The organism is Mesorhizobium sp. G2-6-1 (assembly GCF_055809095.1).
Genome location: NZ_CM147896.1, coordinates 3,720,344 through 3,733,492, shown reverse-complemented (window position 1 = coordinate 3,733,492; position 13,149 = coordinate 3,720,344). Strand labels below are relative to the sequence as shown.

Below are 13,149 nucleotides of genomic sequence, written 5' to 3'. Positions count from 1 at the left end.
TCGCTAGAAGCACTCCTGCCATGAACGAACGTATCGCCATCTATGCCGGCTCATTCGACCCGTTGACCAACGGGCACCTTGACGTGTTGAAAGCCTCGTTAATGGTTGCCGATACGGTTTATGCCGCCGTTGGCATTCATCCTGGAAAGCAATCGCTTTTTTCTTTCGAGGAACGGGTGACACTGATCGAGGAGGCGACGCGCGTTGAACTTGGCATGGACGGCAAACGAATAAAGGTTGTGGCATTTGACGGATTGGTTATCGATGCGGCGAGAAAGCAAAGCGCTTCGATCATGATCCGTGGTCTGCGCGACGGCACCGATCTCGATTACGAGATGCAGATGGCTGGCATGAACGAGACAATGGCTCCCGATTTGCAGACTGTTTTCCTGCCTGCGAGCCCATCGGTGCGAACGATTACCGCCACACTTGTACGCCAGATTGCGTCGATGGGCGGTGATATTCGCCCCTTCGTGCCGCTGGTCGTTGCCAATGCGCTGGCCGGGAAATTCTCGAAATAGAGATCTGGAGATCAATAACATGCGGCTCATCAGGCTCGCTTCTTTTTTGTCGTTCTGGCCGGTCTGGTAATCGGTCCTATGGTTGCGCGTGCTGCGGAGCCAGAAAATACCATGATCATCACGCTCAAGAATGGTGATGTGACCATAGCCCTTCGCCCCGACCTTGCTCCCAAACATGTCGAACAGATCAAAAAACTTGTACGAGAGGGCGCTTACGACAATGTTGCCTTCCACAGGGTGATAGACGGCTTCATGGCACAAACCGGCGATGTACAATTTGGGGATATGAATGACGGATATAATGCCGACGCTGTCGGCACCGGTGGTTCTGAACTGCCGGACCTGCCGGCGGAATTTTCCGACGAACATTTTGTGCGCGGTGTGCTTGGCATGGCCCGTTCCTCGGACCCGAATTCTGCCAACTCACAATTTTTCATCATGTTCGCGCCCGCACCCAACCTGGACAAGAACTACACGATTGTCGGTGAGGTCGAGAGTGGCATGGATCTGGTGGACAACATCAAGAAGGGCGATCAGGCCCAAAATGGATCAGTCAGCGACCCCGATCGTATGATCAAGGTTCGTATCGCGGCTGACAGCAAGTAAATCAGGATTTGAAAGGACATATCGACATGGCAGAAATCAAGGACCGCGAAAACGCGCTCATCCTGGAAACAACCAAGGGTACGATCACGATCGAACTCTTACCCGATCTGGCACCCGGTCATGTTGGTCGCATCAAGGAACTGGCACGCGAAGGTGCTTATGACGGCGTCGTGTTTCACCGCGTCATTGACGGTTTCATGGCGCAGACCGGCGATGTGAAATTCGGCAAATCGGGTGGAGAGGATTTTGCCCCCAGCCGCGCCGGCATGGGCGGTTCCGACAAGCCGGATTTGAAAGCGGAATTTTCCAACGCCAACCACGGACGCGGGACCTGCTCGATGGCGCGGGCTCAGAATCCGAACTCTGCAAACTCGCAGTTCTTCATTTGCTTCGGCGATGCCGCATTCCTGAACCGTCAGTACACTGTTTGGGGGCAGGTCATCGAGGGCATGGACAATGTTGACAATATCAAGCGCGGTGAGCCGGTTCAGGACCCCGACAAGATCGTGTCGATGAAAGTTGCAGCCGACGTGGCCGCCTGAGAGGCAAAATGATCTGGAGCGTGCTCTGGGCTGCCCTTGGTGTGGCAGCCGGTTCTTTTGTGGCTATCCAGGCACCGGTGAATGCAGCCTTGAGCCGTGGACTCGGAATGCCGGTGGCTGCCGCAGCCTCGTCGTTCTTTGCCGGGGCCGTGGCACTCGCCGTGATATCGCTCTTTATCTCGCAAGCGCAGGGCGTCGCCATTAGTTGGCGCGTCCCGCCCTTATGGTTGTTCATAGCAGGCGGTTGCCTTGGCGCGGCTTTTGTAACAGCCATTATAATTTTGACGCCTCGTCTGGGTGCGGCAGCGACCATGGCTTTTGTTGTTGCCGGGCAATTGTTCACTGGAATGCTGGTCGACCGGATCGGTTTTTTGGGATTGGCCGTCCGCGAGATTTCGTTTGGACGTATCGCCGGTGCGGTGTTGTTGCTCGCCGGGGCAATGTTGATCCGGATTTTTTAATATGCGCGTCGATTTGTTCGACTTTGAACTGCCGGAACAACACATTGCACTTCGCCCGGTTGAGCCGCGCGACAGCGCCCGCCTGCTTGTCGTAAAACCAAATGAAGAATTGCAAGACCTTGCGGTAGTCGATTTACCATCGCTGCTCGATGCCGGTGACGTTCTGGTATTCAACGACACCAAGGTCATCCCGGCTCAACTGAAGGGCGTGCGCCGGCGCGGTGAAGCCGCAGCTCAAGTCGAAGCTACGCTGCACATGCGCACAGCGCCCGATCAATGGCTGGCTTTTGTGCGTCCGGGAAAACGGGTCGCTGCGGGCGACAGGGTTCATTTCGGTCACGACGGAAATTCCTGTTTTTTGGGTCAGCTTGACGCGACGGTGATCGAAAAGCGCGATGGCGGCGAAGTCCTTCTTGGTTTCGATGTTTCAGGCCCCTTTCTCGACGAAGCATTGAACGCTGTCGGCCATATTCCGCTGCCGCCCTATATTGCCTCGAAACGCGATGATGACGAGCGCGACCGCCGCGACTACCAGACCATTTATGCCAATGAAGAAGGGGCGGTTGCCGCACCCACGGCCGGGCTTCATTTCACGCCTGAACTGTTTGCCGCGCTGGACGCAAAAGGTATTGAACGGTGTTTTGTCACGCTTCATGTCGGTGCCGGCACCTTCCTGCCCGTAAAGGCGGAAGACACCGCCGATCACAAGATGCACGCCGAAACCGGCGTAGTGCCGCGCCGTGTCGCCGAAACCCTCAATGCGGCCCATGCACGAGGTAGCCGTGTCGTTGCGGTAGGAACGACATCGTTGCGTTTGCTGGAAAGTGCAGCTTGCGAGGATGGAACGATAGAGGAATGGTCCGGCCCGACCGAGATTTTCATTACGCCGGGCTATCGGTTCAGGGCGGTGGACGTGCTGATGACCAATTTCCATTTGCCGCGCTCAACCCTGTTCATGCTGGTTTCGGCATTTTCCGGAATGAAAACGATGCACGATGCCTATCAGCATGCCGTCGAGGATGAATACCGGTTCTATTCCTATGGTGATGCCAGTCTTCTTTTTCGGGAGCAGACCAGTCTTCTTATCGGGAAGAGAAATGACGTCTGACTTTACATTTCGGTTGATCGCAACAGACGGCAACGCACGGCGCGGCGAAGTTTCCATGCCACGCGGCACCATACGCACGCCTGCATTCATGCCCGTGGGGACGGGTGGTACGGTCAAGGCGATGTATATGGATCAGGTGCGTGAACTGGGGGCGGATATCATCCTCGGCAACACCTATCACCTGATGTTGAGGCCGGGGGCCGAACGCGTCGCACGGCTTGGCGGGCTGCACGAATTTGCCAGATGGCCCCATCCGATCCTCACCGACAGTGGTGGATTTCAGGTCATGTCGCTATCAAAACTCAGAAAACTGACGGAAAAGGGCGTTACCTTCCGCTCGCATATAGATGGCGTGACGTACGAGATGTCGCCGGAACGGTCGATAGAAATACAGGGCCTGCTCGATTCCGACATTCAGATGCAGCTTGATGAATGCACGGCGCTACCCGCAACGCCCGACGAAATCGAGCGGGCAATGGAAATGTCGTTGCGTTGGGCGCAGCGCTGCAAGACCGCTTTTGGCGAGCAAAGCGGCAAGGCCATGTTCGGCATCGTGCAAGGTGGCGATAACGCTGAGTTGCGTGTGCGCTCGGCGCAGGCGCTGAAGGCGATGGATTTGAAGGGATATGCCGTCGGCGGGCTGGCAGTGGGTGAACCACAGGCCGTCATGCTCGAAATGCTGGAGATTACATGCCCTGAACTGCCGGTAGACAAGCCGCGCTACCTGATGGGGGTCGGAACGCCGGACGACATCATGAAATCGGTCGCGCGCGGCATTGATATGTTCGACTGCGTCATGCCGACAAGGGCAGGACGCCATGGGCTGGCCTACACCAGGCGCGGCAAGGTCAATCTACGCAATGCGCGCCATGCCGAGGATCATCGTCCGCTGGATGAAGAAAGCAATTGCCCGGCGGCGCGCGATTATAGCAGGGCCTATCTTCACCATCTGGTGCGCTCCCAGGAATCTCTGGGCGCGATGCTTCTGACGTGGAACAATCTGTCTTATTATCAAACGCTTATGCAAGATATTCGCGATGCCATCGAATGCAGCGAATTTGACAAGCGTGCGGCGGAGATCTCGCAGGCGTGGGCGTCAGGTGACATAGCCGCACTTTGAACGGGATCACGCACTCAGCGCGGTCGATGCGCGCAAGCTGCATCCGGTGATCTGAAAGCTGCCATCCGGTTGCAATTCAAGTGTGTAGACCGCCTCATAATCTTTACCATCCGGCCCAACGATCAATACCTGCTGAATGATCGAGGTGGAACTGGTTTCCTGTGATTTGCCGAACGCATAGGTTTGCGGTTTGCGAACTGGCGCGTAAGCCTTGCCAACCATGCTCATGAATATTTCCGGGGTGGGAAACAGCCGCTTGATGTTGGGTGCAGCAAAACTATAGGCCAGCGAACCGTCATTGGCGATGAATGCCTTTAGCTGGCTGTCGATGACCCCTTGTGCTGCCTTGACCTCGGTTTCACCGGCAAATGCCGCCGATGCAAACAGAAAAAGGATGGCTGACAGGGCAAATTGAGCGCGACGCATGCTAGCTCCTCCGAACTTGGTGCCAAGTGGTGACACTATACATACGAACAAAAGCAGGCGCAGGTTTCATCATGGAGAAAAACACCTTGTCTGCCACGCTTGAAAGCTGTCTGGCAGTCTGCGACAAGGACCACACTTCTCTGCAAGCAGGATAGGGCGATGAAAGCGTTTTTCGTACAGATCAAATGTGAACTCGGCAAAGCCTATGACGTCGCCAGCCAATTGGCCGACGCGGAGATCGCTTCGGAAATCTACTCGACTGCCGGACAATACGACTTGCTGGCCAAGTTCTATGTCGAGGACAAGGATGACATTGGCCATTTCGTCAATCAGAAGGTTCAGATCATCCCCGGAATCAAGGACACGTTCACAATGGTGACCTTCCGCGCGTTTTGATGATCGCCTCCAAGGCAGGCTGGCTTCGCACAATAGACCGTTGGTGATGCCTCAATTTCGGGCAATTCACGCGGAACGACGCGCGCGTTCGATAAAATTTCCGATTGCCCTTGCTTTTCTCCCTCTGGACCATCTCTAATAAGGGTCATGGGAGTACGCGATTGACAGCGTTCGATGAAATGCTTCCGGAAACGTCCGGACTAAGACATCCTTATTCAACCTACGATAGTTGGTTGAAGCAGCAAAATCCGGCAAGACTTTCTCAAAAAATGCAGGATGCCGAGCGCGTCTTTCGCAAAACCGGAATAACATTCGCGGTATATGGCGAACAGGAAGCTGCCGAACGATTGATCCCGTTCGACATTGTTCCGCGCATTATCTCAGGCCAGGAATGGCGCCGGCTCGCTCAAGGTATCGAACAGCGTGTGCAGGCGCTGAATGCGTTTCTGGACGATATTTACCACCGCCAGGAAATTCTTCGTGCCGGGCGGATTCCAAAAGAGCTTATTGCGCGAAACGAGGCTTTCCTTCCCGAGATGATAGGTGTTCGCCCGCCTGCCGGTGTCTATACGCACATCATCGGTGTCGACATCGTGCGCATCAGCGAGAACGAATTCTATGTTCTTGAAGACAATGCGCGCACGCCATCGGGCGTGTCATACATGCTGGAAAATCGTGAAACGATGATGCAGCTTTTTCCCGAACTGTTTCAGAAGATCAAGGTTCGGCCGGTAGAAAACTATCCGCAATTGCTGCGTCAATCGCTGGCAGCGGTCAGTCCTGAGGCGGTCAGAAGCAACCCGACGGTCGCCGTGCTGACGCCGGGCAGCTACAATTCCGCCTTTTACGAGCACGCGTTCCTTGCTGATCAGATGGGGGTGGAACTGGTGGAAGGCCAGGATTTGCGCGTCGTCGACGGTCATGTCGCCATGCGCACAACGCAAGGCTACAAACAGATTGACGTGCTCTATCGCCGTGTTGACGATGACTATCTCGATCCACTGACGTTCAATCCGAACTCCACCCTTGGCGTTCCCGGCATCATGGATGTTTATCGTGCCGGCAATATTACCATTGCCAATGCGCCCGGCACCGGCATTGCCGACGACAAGGCGATCTATTCTTACATGCCGGAGATCGTTGAGTTTTATACCGGCCGCAAGGCCATATTGGGCAACATCCCGACATGGCGTTGTTCGGAACCCGATAGCCTGAAATATGTGCTTGAGCATCTCAACGAACTGGTGGTCAAGGAAGTTCATGGCTCTGGCGGATATGGCATGCTGGTTGGCCCGGCAGCGTCGAAGAAGGAGTGTGAGGTTTTTTCGAAAAAACTGGCTGCAAAGCCCTCCAACTATATTGCGCAACCAACTCTGGCGCTTTCGACATGCCCCATTCTGACTAGGAAGGGCCTGGCGCCACGCCATGTTGACCTGCGCCCCTATGTTCTGGTTTCCGACCGCATACAGCTTGTTCCCGGAGGTTTGACGCGAGTTGCGTTGAAACAGGGATCTCTGGTCGTCAATTCATCTCAAGGTGGTGGCACCAAGGACACTTGGGTGCTCGATGACTGATCGCGGCAGGAGAGACAGCTGATGCTTCTGGGGCGCAACGCCAATGGGCTTTACTGGATGAACCGTTATATCGAGCGGGCTGAAAACATGGCGCGCTTGCTGGACGCGGGTCTGCGCATGGCACTGACGCGCGCCCATGACGCTTCCGAAGAATGGACATCGGTGGTGATGAGTGCCGGGGCAGATCACTCTTTCTCACAAAAATACGATGAGTATAGCGCCGCCAATGTCGCGGATTTTCTGCTGCGCGATACTTCCAATCCATCAAGCGTGATGTCGTCGATCGCCACCGCACGCACCAATGCACGCATGGTGCGAACCGCATTGACCCGCGAAACATGGGAAAGCATCAACGAAGCATGGATGTCGCTGAAAAGAATGCTGGCCAAGCCGATCGACGAACGTGATCTTCCCGCAGTACTCGATGCGATCAAGCGGGAAACGGCGCTTATTCGCGGCGCGTTTTACGGGACGATGCTTCGCAATGAGAAATTCAACTTTTCACAACTTGGCACCTATCTGGAACGTGCCGACAACACGGCGCGCATTCTTGACGTAAAATATTACGTACTTTTGCCCTCCGTCTCATGGATTGGGTCGTCGCTCGACAGCACCCAATGGGAATCGATCTTGCGCTCGGTTTCAGCGCATCGCTCCTATCGCTGGAACTATGAGGCGACCTACAAGCCCACCAATATCGCCGATTTTCTTATTCTCAATGTTCGCATGCCTCGGTCTCTGGCGTTTTGCTACCGCTTCGTCACTGAACATCTTCAATTCATCGACGACGACTATGGCGAGCGCCATCCGTGCCATGAAACAACGGAGCGAATACGAACCATGCTCAAGGTTGGCTCGGTCAAGGAAATATTCGATATCGGATTGCATGAATTTCTGAGCGACTTCATTCAGGCTAACACGAAGGTCGGCGCGCAGATTGCGCAAGACTACCGGTTCAACTGAGGCTGGCATGCGGCTGAAAATTACCCATCGAACCGAATACCACTATGACGCACCGGTTCAGTACGGACTGCAACGATTGCGGTTGAACCCGGCAAGCGGGCCGACACAAACGGTGGTCTCTTGGGGGCTGAATATTGAAGGCGCACATGAGGAAGTACAATTTCTCGATCAGTTTTCCAATGAAACGCGCCTGATCAGCATTGAAGGTGATCCACGCCTGATTGTGGTGGAAGCGACCGGCATGGTGGAAACCAAGGATACAGCCGGTGTCTACGGACTTCATTACGGGTTTGCGCCACTCTGGTTGTTTTGCAGCGAAACGCCATTAACAGCCCCTGGAGCCAGGATACGCGCATTGGCTGCGTCCATTGAAGCGGGAGCCGATGTTGAACGCCTGCATGCGCTAATGAAAACAATTGCTTCGCAGGTGGTTTATACGACCGGTTCAACGTCGGCCCAGACGCTTGCCGAGGATGCGCTCGCGTTGGGCACCGGCGTTTGTCAGGATCACAGCCATATTTTCGTAGCCGCGGCGCGAACCATGGGTTTTCCGGCCCGCTATGTGAGCGGATATCTGATGATGAATGACGTCGTCGATCAGGTAGCAAGCCATGCGTGGGCAGAAGCGCATGTGCCTGGTCTTGGATGGGTGGCTTTCGATGCCTCCAATGGCATCTCACCGGATGAGCGCTATGTGCGGATCGCCATTGGACGCGACTATCGCGAAGCAACGCCAGTATCGGGAATCCGGTTTGGACAAGCGCAGGAACGGCTTGCAGTCTCTCTCATGGTAGAGCAGTAATCCGCCGACAAGGTGCGCTAGAAGAGATTCCATGACCTATTGCGTTGGATTGAGGGTTGACCACGGGTTGGTGTTCATGTCGGACACCCGCACCAATGCAGGGATGGATTCGATTTCCACGTTCCCGAAGATGCATGTGTGGGAACAGCCGGGCGAGCGCGTCATCGTTTTGATGTCTGCCGGCAATCTTGCGACCACCCAAGCCGTCGTGAGCTTGCTCGACGAACGAAGCAAGGCGATTGAGGACCGTCATTCCACGGTGCTTGAAACCCCTTCGATGTACCAAACGGCCCGCGTGGTTGGAGACACCGTCAAGGAGGTTATCGCCAGTTCTTCTATCGAAGGTCAAAAAGCTGAGGCGCACTTCAATGCATCGTTCATTCTCGGCGGCCAAATCAAAGGCAACGCGCCACGCCTGTTCATGATCTATCCAGAAGGAAATTTCATCGAGGCCAGCGATGACACGCCATTTTTCCAGATAGGCGAGACCAAATATGGCAAGCCAATTCTGGTAAGGGCCTATGAGAAAACGATGACCTTCGCTGAATGTGTGAAGCTTATGCTTGTTTCTTTCGACTCGACGCTAAAGTCCAACCTTTCCGTCGGTTTGCCGCTCGATCTTCTCTACTATGAAAATGACGCCTTCAAGGTAGCCTTGAAGAAGCGCATCGGACAGGACGATGCGTATTATCGCGAAATTTCGGATGGCTGGTCAAATGCACTGAAAGAGGCATTCCAGAAACTTCCCGACTATCCCAAATAACCCGACGATCCCAAATAGATTGCGTACGACAATTCAGGCGGGTCTTGTCTGAAGATATTGAGGCAGCACGCTTTAAGTCGTTGTTTTAATTCATACCATCGCGCAATAAAACGTTGCGCACTTTTGGTTGATACGCATTGGGGCGGCCGGGCAATTCAATTTGAAGCTGAATCGCCCAAAATGGTCATCGAAACCACCCAGTGCCACGCCTGAAATATTCAAACCGAATTGCCGGTCGGTTTATCCGTGCGAATGACAGGTTTCCTTTAGCCGGCTTGTCACTGGTCATGGCTTTCGTTTTAGGTTAAAGCAAGAAGAAACGAAAACAAGAGGCCATTCCATGTACCTGCCACCGCGCCATATCGAGATTATCCAGTTGGCCAAGGATAAGGGAAAGGTGCTGGTCGATGATCTGGCAGCGCATTTTTCGGTAACACCACAGACAATCCGCAAGGATCTCAACGACCTATGCGATCAGCGGCTGTTGAGCCGCGTTCATGGCGGGGCACTCTTTCCCTCCGGTATAGAGAATATGGAATATGAAGCGCGGCGCAAGATCGCCGCCGAAGAGAAAGAAGCGATCGGGCGCGCTGCTGCCCGTCTTATTCCCGATAGCGCGTCCCTGTTCATCAATATTGGGACCACGACCGAGTGTGTCAGCAACGCACTCCTCGATCATTCGGGGCTGATGGTGATTACGAATAACATCAATGTTGCCAACAGGATGCGCGTTTATCCTTCAATTGAAGTTGTCATCGCTGGTGGCGTCGTTCGTGGTTCCGATGGCGGTGTTGTGGGGGAGGCTGCGGTCGATTTCATCAAGCAGTTCAAGGTCGATTATGCGGTGATCGGCGTCTCGGCGATTGACCACGATGGAGCATTACTTGATTTCGATTTTCGCGAAGTGAAAGTCGCGCAGGCAATCATCGCCAATGCCAGGCATGTAATCCTTGTCTCCGACCGCACCAAATTCGAACGTACCGCACCGGTGCGCATCGGCCATCTTTCTCAAGTCCACACGCTGATCACCGATCGATGCGAGATCGGCTCCATACGTGAGATATGTGGGGAAAACGACGTTCAGTTGATTGAAACCAAGGACTTGTGATGTCCTGCAATAGGAAATTTCAATCGATTTTAGAATTTCGTTTGACATTCATTTCATTTTCGAAATAATCCTCTTATGGTTTCATATGTGCCGACGGGGTGGCGTGTGTGATGCCTTGGGAGGATTTCTTGGACACATCTGCGATCCATGACATCGTTGTCATTGGCGGCGGCATCAATGGCTGCGGTATAGCGCGTGACGCTGCGGGGCGCGGCTACTCGGTATTGCTTGCCGAGATGAACGATCTGGCCAGTGGCACATCATCAGGATCGACCAAGCTCATTCACGGTGGGTTGCGCTATCTGGAATTCTACGAGTTCCGCCTGGTACGCGAAGCGTTGATGGAGCGTGAAGTGCTATGGCGCAATGCGCCGCATATTATCTGGCCGATGCGGTTTGTCCTGCCCTATACAAAGGGGCTGCGTCCTGCCTGGATGCTGCGCCTCGGATTGTTTCTTTACGACTATATCGGCGGGCGCAAATTGCTGCCGCCGACCCGCACGCTCGATATGCACACGGATGCGGCGGGCAAGCCTTTGCGCCCGTTGTTTTCCAAGGCATTCGAATATTCGGATGGCTGGGTCAACGATGCCAGGCTGGTTGCGTTGAATGCGCGCGACGCCGCCGACCGAGGCGCAACCATCCGCACGCGAACGAAGGTTGTCGGTGCCCGCCGGGATGACGGCATATGGGTGGTGGAACTGGAAGATTGCCGCTCCAATAAACGCGAAGAAGTTAGAGCAAAGCTGCTCGTAAATGCGGCTGGCCCGTGGGTCGATCACTTCCTCGCGGAGGCGGTGGGCCGCAATGATGTTCACAATGTTCGCCTTGTTCAGGGCAGTCATATCGTGGTGCCGAGAAAATTCGACGATCCGCGTGCCTATTTTTTCCAGAACAAGGATGGCCGCATTATTTTTGCAATTCCTTATGAAGAGGAATTCACGCTGATTGGCACGACCGACAAGGACTATACGAGCGATCCGCATGATGTGAAAATCAGCGATGCGGAAATCGACTATCTGTGTGATGCCGCCAGTGAATATTTCGCTGAACCTGTCAAGCGCGCCGACATTGTGTGGACCTATTCGGCGGTTCGTCCGCTTTACGATGATGGGGCCTCGAAGGCACAGGAAGCAACGCGCGACTACGTTCTCAAAGTCGATGGTGGTGAAAAAGATGTGCCGCTTCTCAATGTTTTTGGCGGCAAGATCACCACATATCGCCGGCTTGCCGAAACCATGCTCGAAAAGATCGAGGGCTTTCTCGGCAAGCGTGGCAAACGCTGGACGGCCGATGCCCCGCTTCCCGGCGGCGATTTCCCCGCCCAGGGGTTCGACGATGAAGTTGCCCGGCTGAAGACGCAATACCCGTTTCTCGAAGCAGGTCATGCGCGCCGTCTGGTAAGACTATATGGCACGCGCGCGCGCGTTTTGCTTGGCGAGGCCAGGTCTAATGCCGATCTCGGCCAGTGTTTCGGTGCCGATCTCTATGAGGCGGAAGTGCGCTACCTTGTCGATAATGAGTGGGCGATGACCGCAGAAGACATATTGTGGCGAAGAACAAAGCGTGGGCTTCGCTTTAGCAACGAGCAGTCAACCGCGCTTGACGAGTTTTTACGAGGATTGACAAGCCGCCATATCGCTGCGGCTGAATAGATGAAGTTGGAGTGAGAGTTCAAATGCTGGAACTCAGAAATGTTTCGAAAGTCGTAGGTGGCGACAAGCATATAACCAATGTGTCGCTTGCGCTTGAGCATGGATCATTGAACGTGCTGTTGGGCCCAACCCTTTCCGGCAAGACCAGCCTGATGAGGCTGATGGCCGGGTTGGATGTCCCGACCAGCGGTTCGGTCTGGTTTGATGGCAAGGATGTAACCGGCATGCCGGTGCAAAAGCGCAATATCGCCATGGTCTACCAGCAGTTCATCAACTATCCGGCAATGACGGTCTATGAGAACATTGCATCGCCGTTGCGTGTCGCGGGTGTGGATAAGGCGAAGATTGACAGCGAGGTTCGTCAGGCCGCAGAGCTTCTCAAACTGACCCCGTTCCTGGACAGGACACCGCTCAATCTCTCCGGCGGCCAACAGCAGCGCACCGCGTTGGCGAGAGCGATTGTGAAAAATGCTGGCCTGGTTCTGCTCGATGAGCCGCTGGCAAATCTCGACTACAAATTGCGCGAAGAAATGCGTGAGGAACTGCCGAAGATTTTTGCCGAGGCAGGTACGATCTTCGTCTATGCAACCACCGAGCCGCATGAAGCATTGCTGCTTGGCGGAAATACGGCGACGCTTTCGCAAGGCAGGGTGACGCAATTCGGGTCAACCATCGAGGTGTTTCGCAAGCCCGTCGATCTGGTGACGGCCAGGACATTTTCCGATCCACCTCTCAACACCATAAGCCTTGCCAAGAAAGGTCGGAATTTTCTGCTCGACGGTGCGGTAGACCTGCCGGTTCCCGATGCATTTTCAGGCATTGCCGATACACAATATACGATTGGCTTCCAGCCCCACCATCTTTCACTTGAGAAGAAGACCGACGGTGCGGTCCCCGTGCAGGCAAAGGTTTCCATGACCGAGATCACGGGTTCGGAAAGCTTCATTCATCTCGATTTCGCCGACGCACGCTGGGTGATGCTGACACATGGTATCCGCCAGTTTGAAACGGATACCGAGATCGAGGTTTTCATCGATCCGCGACATATCATGATTTTCGACGCCAGCGGTGGTGCGGTTGCTGCGCCCAAGCAAGCGGCATAGG

15 protein-coding genes are annotated in these 13,149 nt (G+C 54.6%); 14 read left to right on the top strand and 1 reads right to left on the bottom strand.

Annotated elements, in window-relative coordinates; genetic code table 11:
• The first annotated feature begins 20 nt into the window (after positions 1-20).
• The 6 genes from coaD to tgt all read left to right on the top strand — a co-directional run bounded on the left by coaD (position 21) and on the right by tgt (position 4,358).
• On the top strand, positions 21-521 hold the full coding sequence (coaD, locus tag AC0L7S_RS18010) for a pantetheine-phosphate adenylyltransferase (protein ID WP_473472259.1): 501 nt from the start codon (positions 21-23) through the stop codon (positions 519-521).
• A 78-nt stretch (positions 522-599) separates the two neighbouring features.
• Positions 600-1,127, top strand: coding sequence for a peptidylprolyl isomerase (locus AC0L7S_RS18005; protein ID WP_473472258.1), 528 nt, complete (start codon positions 600-602; stop codon positions 1,125-1,127).
• A 26-nt stretch (positions 1,128-1,153) separates the two neighbouring features.
• Positions 1,154-1,669, top strand: a complete 516-nt coding sequence (locus tag AC0L7S_RS18000; protein WP_473472257.1) for a peptidylprolyl isomerase — start codon at positions 1,154-1,156, stop codon at positions 1,667-1,669.
• An 11-nt stretch (positions 1,670-1,680) separates the two neighbouring features.
• A complete protein-coding gene (locus tag AC0L7S_RS17995; RefSeq protein ID WP_473474358.1) occupies positions 1,681-2,130 on the top strand; it encodes a DMT family transporter in 450 nt (149 codons plus the stop codon).
• Between the two features lies 1 nt (position 2,131).
• Positions 2,132-3,238: a tRNA preQ1(34) S-adenosylmethionine ribosyltransferase-isomerase QueA gene (queA, locus tag AC0L7S_RS17990; protein WP_473472256.1), complete on the top strand. Its 1,107-nt coding sequence runs from the start codon at positions 2,132-2,134 to the stop codon at positions 3,236-3,238.
• Positions 3,228-4,358, top strand: a complete 1,131-nt coding sequence (gene tgt / locus AC0L7S_RS17985; RefSeq protein WP_473472255.1) for a tRNA guanosine(34) transglycosylase Tgt — start codon at positions 3,228-3,230, stop codon at positions 4,356-4,358. The genes queA and tgt overlap by 11 nt, the downstream gene beginning before the upstream one ends.
• A 6-nt stretch (positions 4,359-4,364) precedes the next feature.
• Here the strand turns inward: tgt and AC0L7S_RS17980 are convergent, their stop codons facing one another.
• Positions 4,365-4,784, bottom strand: a complete 420-nt coding sequence (locus AC0L7S_RS17980; protein WP_473472254.1) for a DUF4864 domain-containing protein — start codon at positions 4,782-4,784, stop codon at positions 4,365-4,367.
• 159 nt (positions 4,785-4,943) lie between these two features.
• Between AC0L7S_RS17980 and AC0L7S_RS17975 the strand changes: the two genes are divergently transcribed.
• The 8 genes from AC0L7S_RS17975 to AC0L7S_RS17940 all read left to right on the top strand — a co-directional run bounded on the left by AC0L7S_RS17975 (position 4,944) and on the right by AC0L7S_RS17940 (position 13,148).
• On the top strand, positions 4,944-5,180 hold the full coding sequence (locus AC0L7S_RS17975) for an Lrp/AsnC ligand binding domain-containing protein (protein ID WP_473472253.1): 237 nt from the start codon (positions 4,944-4,946) through the stop codon (positions 5,178-5,180).
• A gap of 161 nt (positions 5,181-5,341) precedes the next feature.
• Positions 5,342-6,754 (top strand): circularly permuted type 2 ATP-grasp protein, encoded by a 1,413-nt coding sequence (locus tag AC0L7S_RS17970; protein WP_473472252.1) that lies wholly within the window; start codon positions 5,342-5,344, stop codon positions 6,752-6,754.
• 21 nt (positions 6,755-6,775) lie between these two features.
• Positions 6,776-7,717 (top strand): alpha-E domain-containing protein, encoded by a 942-nt coding sequence (locus tag AC0L7S_RS17965; RefSeq protein ID WP_473472251.1) that lies wholly within the window; start codon positions 6,776-6,778, stop codon positions 7,715-7,717.
• Between the two features lie 7 nt (positions 7,718-7,724).
• Positions 7,725-8,519: a transglutaminase family protein gene (locus AC0L7S_RS17960; RefSeq protein WP_473474357.1), complete on the top strand. Its 795-nt coding sequence runs from the start codon at positions 7,725-7,727 to the stop codon at positions 8,517-8,519.
• A gap of 31 nt (positions 8,520-8,550) precedes the next feature.
• Positions 8,551-9,282, top strand: a complete 732-nt coding sequence (locus AC0L7S_RS17955) for a proteasome-type protease (RefSeq protein ID WP_473472250.1) — start codon at positions 8,551-8,553, stop codon at positions 9,280-9,282.
• A gap of 340 nt (positions 9,283-9,622) precedes the next feature.
• Positions 9,623-10,390 (top strand): DeoR/GlpR family DNA-binding transcription regulator, encoded by a 768-nt coding sequence (locus tag AC0L7S_RS17950; RefSeq protein WP_473472249.1) that lies wholly within the window; start codon positions 9,623-9,625, stop codon positions 10,388-10,390.
• A gap of 128 nt (positions 10,391-10,518) precedes the next feature.
• Positions 10,519-12,045, top strand: coding sequence for a glycerol-3-phosphate dehydrogenase (gene glpD, locus AC0L7S_RS17945; RefSeq protein ID WP_473472248.1), 1,527 nt, complete (start codon positions 10,519-10,521; stop codon positions 12,043-12,045).
• A 23-nt stretch (positions 12,046-12,068) separates the two neighbouring features.
• Positions 12,069-13,148, top strand: coding sequence for an ABC transporter ATP-binding protein (locus tag AC0L7S_RS17940; RefSeq protein WP_473472247.1), 1,080 nt, complete (start codon positions 12,069-12,071; stop codon positions 13,146-13,148).
• The last annotated feature ends 1 nt before the right edge of the window (position 13,149 follow it).